Source organism: Sphingomonas populi (assembly GCF_004208535.1).
Taxonomy (GTDB): domain Bacteria; phylum Pseudomonadota; class Alphaproteobacteria; order Sphingomonadales; family Sphingomonadaceae; genus Sphingomonas; species Sphingomonas populi.
On record NZ_SGIS01000029.1, the window covers coordinates 15,777 to 32,364 of the forward strand.

Annotated in this window: 11 protein-coding genes and 1 pseudogene; 5 read left to right on the forward strand and 7 right to left on the reverse strand. The window is 60.7% G+C overall.

From position 1 onward, the window contains the following. Positions 1-10 precede the first annotated feature (10 nt). The 3 genes and pseudogenes from EWE75_RS17005 to EWE75_RS26285 all read right to left on the reverse strand — a co-directional run bounded on the left by EWE75_RS17005 (position 11) and on the right by EWE75_RS26285 (position 2,303). Complete coding sequence (locus EWE75_RS17005) at positions 11-1,363, reverse strand: hypothetical protein (RefSeq protein WP_130159303.1); 1,353 nt, start codon at positions 1,361-1,363, stop codon at positions 11-13. A 209-nt stretch (positions 1,364-1,572) separates the two neighbouring features. After that, on the reverse strand, positions 1,573-1,791 hold the full coding sequence (locus tag EWE75_RS17010) for a hypothetical protein (protein ID WP_130159304.1): 219 nt from the start codon (positions 1,789-1,791) through the stop codon (positions 1,573-1,575). Between the two features lie 42 nt (positions 1,792-1,833). Further along, a pseudogene (locus tag EWE75_RS26285) lies at positions 1,834-2,303 on the reverse strand (transposase). A gap of 173 nt (positions 2,304-2,476) precedes the next feature. Here EWE75_RS26285 and EWE75_RS17025 point away from each other — a divergent pair. Beyond that, positions 2,477-3,712, forward strand: coding sequence for a DNA cytosine methyltransferase (locus tag EWE75_RS17025; protein ID WP_165388426.1), 1,236 nt, complete (start codon positions 2,477-2,479; stop codon positions 3,710-3,712). A 267-nt stretch (positions 3,713-3,979) separates the two neighbouring features. Here EWE75_RS17025 and EWE75_RS17030 read toward each other — a convergent pair whose 3' ends face one another. Next, positions 3,980-5,851: a response regulator receiver domain gene (locus tag EWE75_RS17030; protein ID WP_130159307.1), complete on the reverse strand. Its 1,872-nt coding sequence runs from the start codon at positions 5,849-5,851 to the stop codon at positions 3,980-3,982. Continuing rightward, complete coding sequence (locus EWE75_RS17035) at positions 5,844-8,768, reverse strand: ATP-binding protein (RefSeq protein WP_165388427.1); 2,925 nt, start codon at positions 8,766-8,768, stop codon at positions 5,844-5,846. The genes EWE75_RS17030 and EWE75_RS17035 overlap by 8 nt, the downstream gene beginning before the upstream one ends. 518 nt (positions 8,769-9,286) lie before the next feature. Between EWE75_RS17035 and EWE75_RS17040 the strand changes: the two genes are divergently transcribed. From EWE75_RS17040 to repC, 4 genes are all read left to right on the forward strand, one after another. Beyond that, positions 9,287-10,420 (forward strand): Fic family protein, encoded by a 1,134-nt coding sequence (locus tag EWE75_RS17040; protein WP_130159345.1) that lies wholly within the window; start codon positions 9,287-9,289, stop codon positions 10,418-10,420. A 168-nt stretch (positions 10,421-10,588) separates the two neighbouring features. Beyond that, positions 10,589-11,263 carry a hypothetical protein gene (locus EWE75_RS17045; protein ID WP_130159309.1) on the forward strand — a complete coding sequence of 225 codons (675 nt, stop codon included), beginning with the start codon at positions 10,589-10,591 and terminating at the stop codon, positions 11,261-11,263. A 290-nt stretch (positions 11,264-11,553) separates the two neighbouring features. Next, positions 11,554-11,838 (forward strand): hypothetical protein, encoded by a 285-nt coding sequence (locus tag EWE75_RS17050; RefSeq protein ID WP_130159310.1) that lies wholly within the window; start codon positions 11,554-11,556, stop codon positions 11,836-11,838. Continuing rightward, entirely contained in the window at positions 11,831-13,633 is a 1,803-nt protein-coding gene (gene repC / locus EWE75_RS17055; protein ID WP_165388428.1) for a replication initiation protein RepC, read from the forward strand. The genes EWE75_RS17050 and repC overlap by 8 nt, the downstream gene beginning before the upstream one ends. A 47-nt stretch (positions 13,634-13,680) precedes the next feature. Here the strand turns inward: repC and EWE75_RS25635 are convergent, their stop codons facing one another. Both EWE75_RS25635 and EWE75_RS17065 read right to left on the reverse strand, forming a co-directional pair. Next, entirely contained in the window at positions 13,681-14,529 is an 849-nt protein-coding gene (locus EWE75_RS25635; RefSeq protein ID WP_231708417.1) for a lytic transglycosylase domain-containing protein, read from the reverse strand. Positions 14,530-14,974: 445 nt separating this feature from the next. Next, complete coding sequence (locus tag EWE75_RS17065) at positions 14,975-16,417, reverse strand: amidohydrolase family protein (RefSeq protein ID WP_165388429.1); 1,443 nt, start codon at positions 16,415-16,417, stop codon at positions 14,975-14,977. Between the last annotated feature and the right edge of the window lie 171 nt (positions 16,418-16,588).

Consider the following 16,588-nt stretch of genomic DNA (forward strand, 5'->3'; position numbering starts at 1 on the left):
CGTGCCGGGCTCAGGACGCCTTCTTCTCGGGCAGGTTGGGGTCCGGGATGCACTTGCCGCTCGCCTCGTCCTTCTTGGCGACCGTGGCGAGAACCTTGCAGGCGCTGTCGATCTCATTGTCCCAGAGCGCCCAGCTCTTCTGAATTTTTGGGACGTCATAGGTCATGGCGGCGGCATCCGGGCGGGCCAATGTCGCGTTGCGTGCGACGTTCAGGGTTGCACGAGCGTCCCGCAGATAGGCATCGCCGTAGATGCGCGTCTTCTGGACCGTGACGAAACCGGACAGGCCGTCCTTGAGGATCGGCAGGAAGCCCTGGATCGCACCGCTGAATGCCGCGATCAGGTTGCTGGCGCGGTCGAGCGTCTGCTGCGCATCAATCCGCTCGACGTCCACGCCTACCTGAAAAACCCGCAACAGCCGGGTCGTGAAACCGTACCAGCCGAGCGTCGGCTGGATCGTCCCGGCGGGATCGGTCAGCGTCAGCATCTTCACACCCTTGGCGGGGATCGTTTTCCCGTCGGGGCCTTTTTTGGGTTTCCCAGCCTCGGTTTCGACAAGGACGCCCTCATCATAGACGAGCAGCCCGGTCTCATTAGCTTGCGAAATGAGCGAAGCGGGAAGTTTGGCTCGTGTCTCAGGATTAAGGACCAGGCTTGCGCCGCGCAGCGATCTCTCGGCGTCGATAACGTGCCCTAGCAGCAATTCGGCCTGAGTGACCTGTTTCGAACTCGGCCGCGAGACGATGAGTTCCGTGCCATATTGCGCGAGCAGGGCGAGCAGGATGTGACCGCGCAACAGCCGTCCCTCGGTATCGGCATCTCCCGCCGTGATCTGCTTCGCGGCAACCGCAGACGCGGGGCCGACAGGGGCGACATAACAATCGAGAAAGCGGTTCAGCCGCCAGTCCGGACCGGGTTCCATGCCGGTACCGGGATTTCCGGGTCGGGACGTAGCGGTCCGGTCCGGTGCGGGGTAGGGATCTGGGCCGCGCATGATCGCATAGGGCAGGTTCGCACCGTAATCCTGCTCATAGGTCTTCTCGCCCGGCTTCGTATTCGGGTCCACATATTCCACGCTCGGCATCATACCATCGGCGATAATCGCGGTGGCGGTGACGATGAACTTTGCGGGCGTTTGCCGCAGGATTTCATCGCGGCTTGGCAGCGGCTTCGCCGGATAAAGTATCTTGCCGTCGCGCTCGAGAGCATGGTGCGCCGTCCAGTCGTCAAGCGCGACGCCGGTAAGCGCATGGGGTGAGTAAAATCCCGCAGTCAGCAGACACTCCTGGAACGAATTTCGATCCACGCCGGGAGGCGCCACGGCAATACCGCTGGAAAGGGTCGTGCAGCCGCCCAGAAGCATCGTGACGCAACACAGGATTCCACGACCTCTCTCCCACATACCCGCAGCCCCCTGCCGAACGCCCCGTCACCAGCCTAGTAGCACGACTTGTGAAATGCGTAAATTATTCGAATCAATAATTCCCGACGCGAGTATGTTGTTTGGTATGCTTGATGGCAAGGCGTATTACTCGATAATCACCCACATCTTTGAAATCGGTTGCATTATAGTTACTTGCCGTACCACGCGAACGGTTCACGGTAGTCACGCTCGATCCGCCATCTCATTTTCGTCACGTTTATGAGTTCCTGGAGTGTCATCGTTTCCGGCAGTGTGGAGAGCCAGTATTTGAGCGGTTCCTTGTCGCCTTCGAGCCATTCGACAATGAACCATTCCTCGGCGCGGGGCCGAGGGAGATGATAGTCTCTGGAGGCGACGCGCAGACGCACGGCAGCAAAACGTGATGCCCGGTCGACATTGATCCCCTCGCGCTAGGTGATCGTCTTCCACGCCTCGGCCGGCAAGCTCACGGCCAGCGCCTTCGCGGACAGCGGTTTGTGATCCTTGCTTCGCTGCATCAGCCTGGGCGGCCGCCCTCTCCCGGTCCATGTCCTGGGTGGCAGCGGCCCTTCGCCGGGACGCCAGGCACTGACCTCGGATGGACGCCAACCGAATAAACCAGCCCGAGATCGCTCAAGTGCCAGCGAAACTCGCCATCCGCGCCGTAACCGGCATCGGCAAGGACAACGCCCACCAGCGTCTGGGCCGCGAGTACAACGCGGATCTGATCAATCGCAATTTGCGGCTTGGTCTGGAATACGACCTGGTCGGGTATCTTCGCCTTTTCCCGCGCTCGGGATCGTCCAGCCAGATCTCCGGAAGTAAAGCCGCCAGGCAGCCGGCAGGCTGGCGCCCTCGTTCGCGACGGCTGGAGCCATTGGCACCGGTCGGCGCGGTTCATTCCGAGCACAATCGGTTCGCACCGGTTGACCTATGGTCGCTGCGATGGTGTAATAGCACACCGCGAGGACGGAATGCGCACGCACGATGAGACGACCAAGATTAGCCGATCGCGTCGCGCGGCGCCCCGCCCGCTGGCACGCGCGTCAACTTCGTCGACGAACCGACCGTAGCATGCTCGTTGAGAAAGAGACTGCCGCAGGCCAGCCTGCGGATCAACCCCGATTCCTGGCGGTTGATTTCTTCTGCGGCGCGGGGGGGACCACTCGCGGCTTAATCGACGCTGGCGGATACGTCATCGCTGGTGTGGACAAGGAAACTAAGTGCCGACGCACCTACGTAGAGAACAATCGCAATTTGTATTGGGATTTGGAACCCCCTCGGTTCTTAGAACGGGACATCTTTGCGAAAAGCGCTGAGTATCCTGCGGGAGAACAGGCCGAACTCGCAGACGAACTTCGTGAGATGATCAGCGAGGCGCGCCTCGCATTCCCGGGCGTCCCGCTGCTTTTCGCCATCTGCGCGCCCTGCCAGCCGTTCACTACACTCTCATCAAAAAAGAAGTTGAGCGATGGCCGCACGGCCAAGCGAGGCCGTGACAGCAACCTGCTTCGCGCCGCGCTCGAGTTCGTCAAGGAGCACAAACCTGAGTTCGTGCTGTCCGAGAACGTCGCTGGCATTCAAGACGAGCGCTTTGGCGGAATATGGGAGGATTTCAGGAACGGGCTGCGCGAGCTGGACTTTGCCACAGGTTCTGAAACCGTATGCGTTTCGCAATTTGGCGTCGCTCAGAGGCGCAAGCGGTCTATCTTGGTCGCCGCCGCGCGCGGAAGCGTCCGCAAAGACCGCCTAGACGGTCTTCTTCAGTTAGACATGCTGATTCCCACCTCGGACAGCGCGGCCACCCCATTAACGGTGGAACAGGCCATCAAGCATCTGCCAGCGCTCCGCGCCGGTGACCACGATCCCGCCATCCCGAACCACCGTACGCGCTCGCTCACGGATCTGAACATCAAGCGTATCAGCTCCGCCAAACCGGGTGAGAGCAACCGCTACCTCGAAGACACCGAGCACGGCGATCTTAGCCTCGCCTGTCACCGCCGCGTCAACGCGCGCTTGAAAACTCGTGGCTTCAACGACGTGTACACCCGCATGCGCCCAGATGGTCCGTCGCCGACCATCACGACGAAATGCCACAGCATATCTAACGGCCGTTTCGGGCACTACGACACCTCCCAGAACCGGGGGATTTCGCTTCGCGAAGCCGCCGCGCTGCAGTCCTTCCCCGATTGCTACGTCTTCCATCCGGTCGAGCAGATCGAAGCTGTCGCACGCATGATCGGCAACGCGGTTCCGCCGCGCCTTGCGCAGTTCTTCGCGACGTATCTCGTCCAATCCGTTCAAAGCTGAGATCGACAGGGCGGCAAAACGCGGACTACCACCTGCTTTCGATCCAACACGTCAAACATCCCACCTCAATCGACTGGCTCACTCAAGTTTTGGAACTGAGAGGCGGAGTTCTTACTCGCTACATTACGGCTGTAATCACGTAATCATGTAATCACGGTGATCGCGTTGCACGCGAGAGCCACCTCTCGTCCATGGTCACGGCTCGTATCGCCTTGGCATTTAGGGCCAGTTCACGAGGAATGATGGCTCACCCCAAGAAACGAAATCTCAGGCGGCTGCGCGATCGCCTTTTGCACCATCCTCGGTGCCTTCATCCGCGGGTTTGCCAAACCGTGCGTAATCCACCCCGATCCGGGATTGATGGCTGCTGAGCAGATGGAGAAAACGAGCAGCATATTGCGGCCGCAGCTGGCTTACAGCGAAGACCTTTCGTTCCTCGATCGCAAGGACACCAGCCGCCTTCCCCATTTCCTTGAATACGAAACCGTGCCGCTGCCAAGGCTTTCCGCCCTCAATGCGCTGAGGCTCGAGCATCCAGGTGATGGGTCTGGGCTGCCGCATCTTGGCGTGTGTGGCACGGAGGAAGTGCTGCTTGCCGGCCGTCGACGCGAACACCTGCGTGCCGCGTTCCGCCTCGGGAAGCGACTGCTTCGCCGTGCTCGGTTCGAGCTTCAGCAAGGTCACAGGCTGAAACGGATGCAGGGCCGCATGCCAGCTAAAACCGTCCGACGACATGCGCGGGACCATGTCACACGCGGGTGTGACGCACATCCACCATTCTTTCCCATCCTCCGAGCATAATACCGTCCCGGTGGTCATGTGGCCTCCGCGGAAGACATCGGACGACAGGTACTCGTTGAGGGCGTGAAGAACTTCACTTCCGATGTCATGCTTGTCATTGAACTTCAATCCGGCCTCGCGCGCGGCAGCCTCGACGACCTCAATCTCGGTCCCATTGGAGATGTCTCCCATAGCCTCCACGGAAAGCCGTGCCGCGACGCGTCCGAATTTCATGATCCGAGAATTCGGATCCTCAAGCTGCAGCTGGATCGAACCTTCTATGGACTCCGCCAAGCGAGCGTTCAGCGACGCGACAAGACTGTCGACCGCAACCTTCTCGCCGTTCCCGTACTCCCGAAGCATGTGAAACATCCAACCCGCCTTCAGGAGGTTGGATGGCATCAACGTGCTATCGAACGCATATGAGCGGTGCTCTAACTCGTTCTGGAGCTCCGAAACCAAAAGCTGCAGCACGCTCGGCTTCCACGCAACAAGCGCCTTGTCCAAGCACTCGAGGATGCCCGCCTCGTCGGCCATCGGCTCCTGTGCCTTCTTCATCATACAGACGAATACACTACCGGCGTTCAGGTACGGCGGACTACCTTCCGCCTCACCCTCAATCGCGCGCGGTTCGCCAGCATCTTCGGGCGCCCCGTGGGCGCGCAACGCGCGGCGATGGATCATCGCCTCCAGCACGCGCTGAGTCGATGCGCGGGGTACGCCATGATCGTTGAACAGACCCAACTGCAGCTTCTGCTCGCCAGAGACCCCCTTGATCCCGCCCAACACGTATTGGCGCAGCATCTCATCGGTGATCAGTTCGACACGGCCGTCTGGATCCAATTTGCCAATCAGCTCATCGGGGTCGCGATCGGAACCGAGATCCACTCCGTCTAGCCAGGCTTCCTTCTCCCGCCAGCCGCTCCGCAGCCTGACCGCGGCACGCGTCCAGACCTCCATCAGATCATCTCGAGTGTAGATGATCACCAGATTGAAGTGAGGGCTGGTAGAGAGCCCATGAAGAAGACGAACGGCATCTTCACTGTCGTTGGGATCCGCGCGCTTAAGGTTCCAGTCCAGGACGACAAGGTCGCTCTTGCGGATCTTGTCGATGAAATCGGTGTCCACGCTGTCGACAGAGTTCTCGATGTCGCAGACGATGCGATTCTTGTGCATGAGGGCATAAAGGCGGCGCGCTTCGTCGACGTCCGGAAAGTCCGCTCGCACAGCCGCGGGATCGTTGGCCACCAGCAGGTCGTTGTAACTGGGGAAGCTGTCGTCGATCAGGATCGCCGATTGAACCGCGCGCTTCCTCAGGGTCTCGACGACTGCCTCATCGTAGGTCGTGGGATCAGCCATGCGTCATGCCTCTGAACTCGATGATAAAGTTGGCACCTGGGAGGACCTTGAGATCATCGGTACCGGCGTAGCGAATCGTGTGGTGTGAAACTGCGAGGTTCAGTTTGCACAGATGCAGTCCCACGCCCCTCCCGTTTGTCCGCCTGGTGAAGAACAGATCGAAGAGGTTGTCGACATCGTCCGGATCGACGCCCGGCCCAGAGTCCGCGACGAAGACCTGCTCTCCAACCAGATCGAGCGTGATCCTCCGATCCTCGACGAAACGCACCCAGTAAAGCGAGTTGTTCACGAGGTTGATGAAGACCGGCAGCAATCGCGACCGCAGGTCCGTGACCTTCATCGAACGGAACGCTGGCGTCGCGAGGAACTCGATTCGTTCGTCGTGAAGCCGCTTCCGGAAGAAGTCCCGGACAAACTCGGCGATCGACTCCCCGGTGATCGTCTCGCGCGATCGATAACCCGCGAGCCGCAAAGGCGCGAGGAACCGAAGCCTGTCAGTGATCGCGCTATGAGCCGCGAAGGCCAACCGGAACGCATCGCTCTTGCGTACGTCTTCCGGCATGCGAGTGAGGTTCCTGCGAACCTCGGCATCCATAGTGTCCAACTCGTGCCCGATAATCTCGATCGCGATCCCCATCTGGGCCAGCACGTTGAAATCGTTGACACGCCGATCGAGCTGCGTCCGCTCATTCTCGGTAACAGCCAGCGCGCCTTCCAGATCGATGTCGTCGCGCAGCTGTTCGAGCGCTCTGAGGAAAGGCTCATACCGAGCCGTGAAGTCCTCCTCGAGCTGCGCGGATACAGCATCGAGCCCGTTGAGGACGGACGCCAACCGGACCCCACGATCAAGATCCTGGAGCAGCGGGCTAGCGCGGAGATAATATTGCTTGAAGTCCGCCTCAGCCTGCGACCGCCATTTCTCCCGCAAGTCCGAGATCTGGCTATCGATCGTCTTGCGGAACCTATCGACCCTCGCGCTCAGGCGCGACTGGTTGCTCTGCAATCTACGATTGGCGACCTCTTCGGGGGCCTCCACCCTCATCGTTTCGATCGCGGTGGACAGATCGCCACCGACCGAATCGATCGCCGCCCGCAGCGCGCGATAATCGTCCCGATACCGACGATATGCGACCTCCTGGTCCCCGAGCTTTGCCGGGACCTGAGGAATCCTGAGCCTATCACTTTCGTCACGGATAGCGTCGAGTGCTTCCGATACGAGGGCGACCTCTCCGGCATCCTCCTCGCTAACCGCAGCCGTCAGACGTTGGCGCAGTTCGGAGGTTCTGGCCACCGCCGTCCGGACCGGCTCGGTATTCTCACGCAGGAAGGTCCTGAAGGTCGAAGCCCGGACGCGCGATGCCTTTTTGGCCGCATCCATCGCCGACCTGTTGCGCTCCTTGATTTCAGGCAGCTCTCCCACGCGAAAGTCGGAGTCCGATCCGAAGTAGCGCTTACCCACCGTCACGAGTAAATCCTCAACGAGGATCCTGAGTTCGCGGAAAGCCCGATTGTCAACGAGGCCTTCCCGCCCTGCCTTATCCCGCAAATTTGGATTTTCGCCGCGGGTGAAGGCGGTGCGACCGAAGCTCCGCCGATGCGCCCAGAAATAGCGTCCCGCATGCCGGGATCGACGTTCTTCAATGCCGTACAGATCAGCTTCCGGATTTCCGTATGGCATGATCCGCAGGTTGTCGCGGTAGACGTAGACCCCGCCGTAGTCTTCGGCTTTTGACAGCAACGTCGCGTGCACAGCTTTGCCCTGCGTAGTGGCATCCGCATCCTGCTCGAACGTTCCGATGCAGAATAGAAATGGCCCTAAACGTTCGCGGCCCGCTCGCGGCGGGGGGCGACGCGGCACGTGCGTGATCTCGCCGCGGTCCTTGCCGAACACCCGCAACTTGCCCCGAAACACTCCAAGCTCGTCAAAGCCCCCCTCGACGGAGTGCTCCAGCGACCGGAATTCCTCAAGCCCGAAGACGTCCGCCGCGCGGACGATGGATCTGCGCCGCCCGCCCTGATGGACGATGACGTCGTAATCGAAGGCCTCTCTGGTCTCGGCGTAAGGATCGGTGAAGCCCGTGAGCGTCTTGACGAGATCGAGCCGGACCGCTTCGACCTCGGGGTCGTCGTCCGCGGCAGAGGTTTCGACCTGCACCGCAAGTTCGCGGTGCACGTCCAGCAGCAGGATCGCAGTTCCACTCTCCCGCGTTCCTACAAAGACCTGCCAGTCCTGAAGATGACGCTCCGTGGGAAGAGCGTTCGCCGATGAACGTATCCGCTCGGACGTCGTCTCGGATAGGCCCGCGGTGCGCTCGTATTCATCGAAGCGTGACCAAGCCGCGACCAGGCGATCGCGTCGTGGATCATCTTTCGCCGGACTGACATTTGACGTCAGCGTCTCGCGCATCGCAGGCAATGCGCTGAGGATCGTTTCCTTTGAGGGAAAGGATTCCACTGCAACCGCGATGTCATCGAGTGCGAGGTAAGGGTTTTCGAAGAGTCGCCAATCGACCATCACCGCCGCAAAGTCGCTGCCGGTCCGCTTCGAAAGGATTAGGGTCACGGGAGCGAGGAACGCAGCCGAAAGCCGACCGATGCCCTTCTCGCCTTGCCTCGGACGCGGGGCCTTCCCCCGTGGGACGTCGTCCCGATCATCGCGATCCCTGATCTTCGAGTCGGTCCCGACGACGAGCCACCGTTCGAGAAAATCCTCACGGGACATGCCTACGCCGTCATCGAAGATGGCTCCGATGGCGGGGGGACCATCGTAGACGTGGAGCGACACAGCGTCGGCGTACGCGTCGTAAGCGTTTTTCCAGAGCTCGCTGACGGCCGTTGGACAGTCGGCGATCTGTCCACGCCCCAGATGGTCGATCGTGCGAGCCCTGGTCTGGAAGGTCGTGCGGGAAGTTGTCATTCCCGCCGCGGCGCGTAAAACGTTCCTATATCGTCCCCCGTCACGTACGCACCCAAACCCGATCAACCATCCGCCCAAGACCTTATGTCGCCAGGGCCAACCTGCGGTCAACCATAGGCATATCTCAAACCGAAGCCAGCGGCATAAGGTAGACCTCATCAAAATCGTGCTAAATAGATTTAGAAGCGCACACTGGCGTCCGATTACGATGAACGGCGCCCGCCCAGAATCATTTGACGACCCAGTCTTTCGGTCGGCCAGGCCTATCCAAGTATGAAGGGACGCTGCGGTCCACGGCACGCTCATCGCCTGCATCAAGGGTGCGTAGCTGTAGTCCAGAGGCGCCACAACGAATGACCGGAACCTGCTGTTTGGCGCCCGAAAGCGGACCATCCGCTTTCCACCCGAATGGTTCTTAAAAGCAGTCGGTCCGCCCACCACCCGATTCATCGATAATCACCTTTCTATAAATCAAATACCGGCCTAAAGTTGATTGATAGAAAGGCACCTTATTGATCATGCGTTGGAACTGGCAGCTCTCCGACTGGACCAAATTCACGTTCAACGAGACCGGCCTGCGCGACGCTGAGGCACACTTCCTCAAGGGCGCGGGCATTGTCGTCGGGTCGATGCATCACCTCGACGGGGCGGCCCGTCAAAGGATCGTGGTTGAGGTGATCTCGCAGGAGATGGTCGACAGCTCGGCTATCGAGGGCGAGATACTGGACCGCGACAGCGTGCAGTCCTCGATCGCTCGCCAGCTTGGTTTCGCAGCGGACAAGCGTCGGTCCAGTCCAGCCGAGGCCGGCGCTGCGGAACTGATGGTCGATCTTTATCGGCGCTATGCGGAGCCGCTGACCGATCAGCTTCTGTTCGACTGGCACCGGATGCTGATGAACGGGCGGCGCGATTTGGTCGACATCGGCGCTTGGCGAACCCATGCCGATCCCATGCAGATCGTGTCCGGCGCGCTGCATGCACCGCGCGTCCATTTCGAGGCGCCGCCGTCAGACCGGGTGCCGGAGGAGATGGCGCGGTTCATAACTTGGTTCAACGAGAGCGCGCCTCAGGGAAGCGCGCCGATGCCGGCGATGGCACGGACGGCGATCACGCATCTCTGGTTCGAGACGGTCCATCCCTTCGAAGATGGCAATGGCCGGCTCGGCAGGGCCATTGCGGAAAAAGCGCTGGCGCAAAGCGTTGAGGCTCCGACGCTGACGGCGCTGGCGACAACCATCAACCGGCACAGAAAAGCCTATTATGCTCAGCTGCATCAAGCCAGCCAAACCAATCAGATCGATGCCTGGGTAAGTTGGTTCGCCAACATCGTGCTGGAGGCGCAGGCGCGGACCATCGAGAGCATCCGGTTCCTGATCGAGAAGACCAGGTTGCTCGATCGCGTGCGCGGCAGGATCAATGCGCGACAGGAAAAGGCGTTGATCCGCATGATGGCCGAAGGGCCGGACGGCTTTGTGGGGGGACTCAGCGCCGGCAATTATCGCACCATCACCGATGCCACTTCGGCGACGGCAACGCGCGATCTGGCGGAGCTTGTCATACTCGGTGCGTTGGAGCGAGTAGGGGAGCGCCGATACGCACGCTACCATCTGACCATCGGCGGCAGAAAAGGCGATGGCGGGGTGGACGGCTAACGCCGCCCTCGTCGCAAATTCTGAGCGGATGACGGCTCGCGCCTGCTGTCCGATACCGCGACTTACTGACCGGCGCACGGGCCGGGCGGAAATGCAATTAGGGCGGTAAAATGCCAAAACTGTTTTCCCCTGCCACGTGCATTGATTGGCTGCTCACGGTGGTTCGATGTGGCCGGGAAAACATCGCTACGGCAGCAATTCACAATCGATTGGACCGGCCATTTTGACGATATTTCGGGGGAAATCGTCGATCACGATTGGAGGAAGACGCGGGCCAATTTTCCGCAACGGACCATAAGGAAGATGCTGCCTCTGAGATTAATTTCGACGTTGCGCGCGCCGCTCGAAAAGGCGCTTTTGGGCGCATGGGATCTGGACTTGAATCCCTCGATATCGGCGTCTGAATCAGACGAACGTGGAGTGTCGCGCCTCGCGCTTTTTCTACTGCGATGCCTATCGGTGTTATTGGCCCGTCGACGCGGCGGCGACTGTTTTGCCGCAGCGCTTTCTGGTCACAAATTGGGCAAAATGCTACACCGCGCCGATCCAGATTTCCTGCGCGATCCGCTAGATTTTCAGCGTTCGGGATTACCGACATTTGAGCCTTTCCGAGCGAACGGCGGATTCTCGATGTTCAGCAAAACAGCATTGCGAAGGCTGCGGCAGTTTGCCTGTTTCGGCTATTTCATATCGCCGACATTGGCTCCGCCGACGGTCCCCAGTTTGCCCATTGATGATGGCTATCTGATAGCCAGAACCCAAAATGAGCATTTGATGACTGGCTATCAGGCGCCCGTCAGGCTATTAGCTGCCACAGGAAACCACAGTTTTCCGCCAGTCTAACGCACAGACTGAAGCAGGCACAACAGGGCAGCAGTTCCTCTAAATGCTGCACACCCTATACGGCCCGCCGTGGGTTCTAAGTTACGGAAATTTCAACATAATCTGGCGACAGCGCAAACCTTAAGGTTCCTTAGGGTGCCACAAATAAGGGCCTAAGCCTCGGTAATAGCAGGAGAATACCACCTTAAGGAACCTTAAGCGCGCCCTGGTAGATAGACAATCTTACGAGGAAAGGCTAAAGCCCGTTCCGCGAAATCCAAACCAGCTCCGGTAATTATTCGGAGTCTGGCATGAATCATCTTACGGTTGGAGTTCACCTCCACGCCGACGTTGCCGCAGAGATCGACGCGCTCGGCGCGCGGCTAGGTCTGTCGCGCTCACGTACCGCTGCAATCGCCATCGTCTGGGGCCTCGGTCTGCTAAAGGCAGGCCAGGGCGTCGATCCAGTGCGGCTGGTCGGGCACATCGAATACATCCACGCGGCGCTCGATCTCCTGGTCGAGCGCGAACATCCCGACATCCACGCTCGGCTCGATGACATCGCCGTCGAGCGACTGGAGCGGCATCATGGCTAAGCGAGACATCCGCTTCAGCCGCGAAGCCGCGACGATCGAGCATCACTCGGCGCGGGGGAAAGTCCTGCGCAACTCGGGCAATTTCACGCGCGGCTCGCAGCTCATTTCTCACGAAATGATGATGGTCTGGGCGGGGGTGCGGATGCCCCTGATCGTGGTCTTTCTGACCTTCTCAATCTTGCTCTCGATCATCCTCAATTTCCGTATGCAGGATCACGATTCCCAGCTCGTCCTGATGCGGCTTTTTTCGGCGATATGGACGTATATCGGGCTCGATCCACGCAAGATCATCAACCTGACCTTGCCCGACGATAGCATCCTCAGAATCCCGATGTTTGCGGTGCCATACGTGCCCTCCGTCCAGCAAGCCTGCGCGGTCGCAATCCGCTGTGTCCTGGCCGCGCTTTTGGGTTCGCTATTCCTCTCTGTTCCACTCACGATCTGGTTCGTCAGCATCTCGCGAAAGCGCGGCGAAAACATCTTGAAAGAGCGGCATGAGCGCGGGGCGATGTTGGTCGAACGCGATGTGCTGATCGACGAAATTCGCGCACATAATCTCCGGGAATTTCGCAAGGATTGCGAGGCGTTCAAGCCCCCGCTCGATCCGGTAAAAGTGGCAGGATTGCCGATACGCCGGCGCGTCGATCTTGGCATCCATGTTCCCTACACGATCGCCAGCGTACCCTTTCCGCATCGGCTCGAACAAAGCCATGCGATGCTCATCGGCACGACCGGCGCGGGTAAGACAACCGTCCTGCGCAAGATCGTCAAACAGATGCGCGCGCGGGGCCATACCGGCGTGATTTTCGATCTGACCGGGGCGTTCGTTGAGGCGTTTTACAACCCCGAGACGGACACGATCCTCAACCCGATGGATAACGGTCACCGCTACATCCGCGAACAGGCCGACGGCACCCTCTCCGGCGCCGGATGGTCGCTCGCCCCTCTGATCGCCCTGATCGACGCCCTGGAGCTGGTCGACGGGCAGGAACGCGACCTTCGCCGCCTCCACGTCGAACTCCCCCGCGCCATTACCGAGGCAACGCGCAAGATCTTCGCGTTGATCGCGCCATTCGCCGAGGACGACTACGAGTGGGCACATACGATCGTGGCCCAGCTCGCCGAAATCCGAGCAAACCGCGACGCCAATCGCAAAGGCCCACCCGAAGCCCTGCAATCGATCCTCAACGCCGCCGAGAGCCTACTTATCCACACGCGCATGGTGACAACGGCCTTCGACAAGGGCGACCTTTTTGAAAAATCGTCCAGTAGAGTGGACCGTTTGGTCCACCACCAAGATACCGACCCTGAATCGCCTTCGTTGAAAGTAACTCGTCTGCCGAGGCAGCGTAGCGGGGATGGGGATTGCCCGGCCCCCGGCCGGAAGGAGGATGACAGCTCTGAAGATAGGCATGGGATCGAGCGGAGCGGCTTCACATGGGCCGAGGCCCCAGCCCTGTTCCCCTGGCTCGAGATGATAGGCGCGCTGGATGGCCCCAACGCCCGGGCCTGGTCGTACCAGCTTGCCCGCCTGCTCCATGTATCGGACGCCGCCGTGTCGCAGGCCCAGCGTCAGATGGGCGACGATTGCGCCGCCATCGCGTTGATGATTACCGGGCAGCATCTGGCGAACGGCGAGATACGCGCCACCCCCGAGAGCTATTTCCGGGGAATGATCGCCCGCGATCGACGCGGCGAGTTGAACATCGGCCACACGCTCTTCGGTCGCCGCCAGGCTATCGGCTCACTCCGGCCAGAGCGGGCGAAGGGTAAGCGCGTCAGCGTTCCGGCATGAACCCCCCACGACACGAAAGTACGTTTTATGTATGCTACTCTCCGCTCTTAAAAGCTGGTGACCGCCGACATCAGCCGTGGGCTCGATGCGACCGCGATAGCGCCAACGGGGTCGAACCCGCCGCCATTGCGCAGCGCCAAATGAAGCCGCCACCTGCTCAAGATCCGCGAAACATACGCCTGCGTCTCCCGAAAAGGCGGAAGCCCGCGATACTCGCGGATACGCCCCGGCCCAGCATTGTACGCACCCAGCGCGAGATCGTAGCGCGCGAACGCGTCGATCTGCGCGCGGAGATACCGCGCGCGCGCCCGCAAATTCTCAGCGGCATCCCACACGTTCGATACGTTCAGAGCGCGCGCCGTCTGCGGCATCAATTGCGACATCCCCACCGCGCCCGTCGGACTCACCGCAAACGGCCGATACTGGCTCTCCTGAAGGATCAGCGCGTCATACAGCTCGAGCGGCACCCCGGCCGCGCACGCCGCAGCCGCCATCGATGAGAAATAGGCCGACCGTCGCGCCTCGACCGCGCTGCTCAACCTCGGCAACGGCTGATAGGCAACCCGCCCGCATGTCGTCGATATCGGTGCCGCTGCCGGAACGGCTGCGAACGTATGTGCTGACCCGCCGCGCCGCATCCAGACCGGCACCGAAAGGCGATCCGTCGGATAGCTCGTGACCCCGTTAATCGGATTGGCACCTGGCACATCGACCGTTGGTGTCTGCGCAAGCGCTTGCGGTTCGATCGTCGTCGGCGGTGCGTCGCCTGGGCGCGCTTCGGCCACGACCGACGAAACACTGGTCGGCGCCGCAAAGGACAGAACTTGCGTCTCGCGCGCGTGCGCTACTCTCGCCACACAGGACAGCGTGAGAATCGCAGCTGTCATCAGTTTCATTTTCCGTCTCCGATCGCGTTGCGATTGGGAGCGGGTCTGGATTTCGCAGGACGTCAGATATCAATGCTCGCTCCGGCGAGCAACCCTGCGCCCGGATCAGGCAAGAATAGCGCCTACGAGAGGGTATTCGGAAGTGTACGGTAGGTCGCCGGCGTGGGGATCGCAACAGCCTGGCCCAGGCAGCTCCCTCCCAACGGCGCGTCGCATACCACCGGAGTCCTCACCAACATGTGAGCTAGGAAGCGGATCGGCAGCTTCCCACCCAGACATTGCCATTCCGCTAGGGTGTCATTTCGCCCTCAGCCGGAACCGACCCCGAACAAGCCGATCGAAGACATCGAGAAAAGCCTGCTCGGTTCGACGAAGTCAGTTCTTAAAGGAGCCGGAGCCATTAGCCCGACAGATGTCTCTCCTTATAGGCTTGCTCTCAACGCCGATACACAGGCTATACCGCAAAATGGCATCCACATGTGTAATAGTCTTCGATCGCTCGTTGGAGCGCATCGATCTCGTCGCACGCGACCGGCATCGCGCGGTAGGCAGCGCGTGCATTTTGCACCAGCAATCGCTCCGCTGCTGGGAGATCGACGGTACGGCATCGACCGTTTGAAACGATTTCTCGTCCTCGGACGAACATATCGACTACATGTTGACGCCGCGCCCGCGCCAGAACGAGTGGGAATACTTGGGGAACCTCAAGCAGAGTGTCGCTGGCAAGCGTGCCGAAATCAATCGTGAAAAGATCGGCTGGTGCGCCGACCGCGATGTCGCCGCCACCGTCTTCCCCCACTATCGTTCGTCGTCCAGTCCGCCACGACGCATTTAGGACGAACGCGTCGAGCAAGCGCGGGTCGCGGGCAAAGCTCAGTCGGGCAAGCCGCAACTCGCGCAGCATGTCCTGATCGTCGTCTAGGGCCATGCCGTCGAGGCCGAAGCAGATGCCGATATTACTATCGATCAACCGCGAGAGCGGCGGCATGCCCGACCGAAGTCGCAGGTTCGACGAGACGTTGGTGGCAACAGTCACTCCGCGCTCGGCCAACAGCGCGATCTCATCGTCCCGAAGCCATATTGCGTGAGCGATCGTCAGTCGCGGCGAGAGCAGCCCGATATCGTCCAGGAAACGCACGAGGCCGTTTGGATAGGCGTGATCGGCCCATTCGCGCTGGCGCTCTGTCTCGAACAGATGGGTATGAATGTGCCGACCGTCGCGGGCCGATGCGCGCGCGATTGCGCCTAGCGTTGCCTCCTCGGTCCATTGCGGAGCGACGGGGTGATATTGCAGGCAGAACAGATCGTGTTCGAACGCCTTCGCCTTCGCGAACAATGCCATATTCTCAGCACAGCTTCGCATCGCGCGGGGTGTTGCGTAACGCGCGCGCAAGGGTTCGGGTAGTCGCTCGAGCAACGGTGATAGCGGGCCGTAGACCAGCGGGTTGCGATCAAAGAACGGCCAGGCGAAGGCGACGTGGATGCCGACATCGCGCGCCGCCCGCGACACCGCCTCGGCCTCCGCCAGCAGCGCGGTGCCGTCCTGCGTGTTGTGGCAGTGGTTGACCGCGCACACGCCGCTTTCCGCCAACCGCGCGAAGGCGACCAAAGCATTGAGATAGGGATCGACTTGCGGTTGCGCGCTAAGCGCCACTACCCAGCTTTCCAGTGGCTGGTCTGCCGCGCCATATGCGAGCGGCGACAAGCCCCGGCCATGATCGTGCGCGTCGCTGAGCGCCGGCATCAGCAACAGCCGTGCTTCCGAGGGTTCGAGCGTGCCGGGATCGATCCGCTCTACCGCGGCGATCCGTCCGTCATCGCCCACAGTCACGCAGACCGCCCCAGTATAGCCGTCCGCCCGCGCGGGAAGCAGCCTTCCGGCCCGGATGATTTGCATGCTTTGCTCCCTGTGCATCGTGCAGGCGAGATTACATCCGTTGCACCTCCGGACCAGCTACGCAGTTTCGGCAACACGGCATCGCGCAACGAGCAATGGCTGGCGTAAGAAAATTGTCTCAGACTTTTCCTCGGTTCGGACGGATGCCGTTAGCGAGCCGGAGACGCCACG

Coding starts and splice junctions, on each gene's coding strand:
- EWE75_RS17005 (WP_130159303.1), bottom strand. CDS start 1,363: ATGCTTCTGGGCGGCTGCACGACCCTTTCCAGCGGTATTGCCGTGGCG.
- EWE75_RS17025 (WP_165388426.1), top strand. CDS start 2,477: ATGCTCGTTGAGAAAGAGACTGCCGCAGGCCAGCCTGCGGATCAACCC.
- EWE75_RS17030 (WP_130159307.1), bottom strand. CDS start 5,851: ATGGCTGATCCCACGACCTACGATGAGGCAGTCGTCGAGACCCTGAGG.
- EWE75_RS17035 (WP_165388427.1), bottom strand. CDS start 8,768: ATGACAACTTCCCGCACGACCTTCCAGACCAGGGCTCGCACGATCGAC.
- EWE75_RS17040 (WP_130159345.1), top strand. CDS start 9,287: ATGCGTTGGAACTGGCAGCTCTCCGACTGGACCAAATTCACGTTCAAC.
- EWE75_RS17050 (WP_130159310.1), top strand. CDS start 11,554: ATGAATCATCTTACGGTTGGAGTTCACCTCCACGCCGACGTTGCCGCA.
- repC (WP_165388428.1), top strand. CDS start 11,831: ATGGCTAAGCGAGACATCCGCTTCAGCCGCGAAGCCGCGACGATCGAG.
- EWE75_RS25635 (WP_231708417.1), bottom strand. CDS start 14,529: ATGAAACTGATGACAGCTGCGATTCTCACGCTGTCCTGTGTGGCGAGA.
- EWE75_RS17065 (WP_165388429.1), bottom strand. CDS start 16,417: ATGCAAATCATCCGGGCCGGAAGGCTGCTTCCCGCGCGGGCGGACGGC.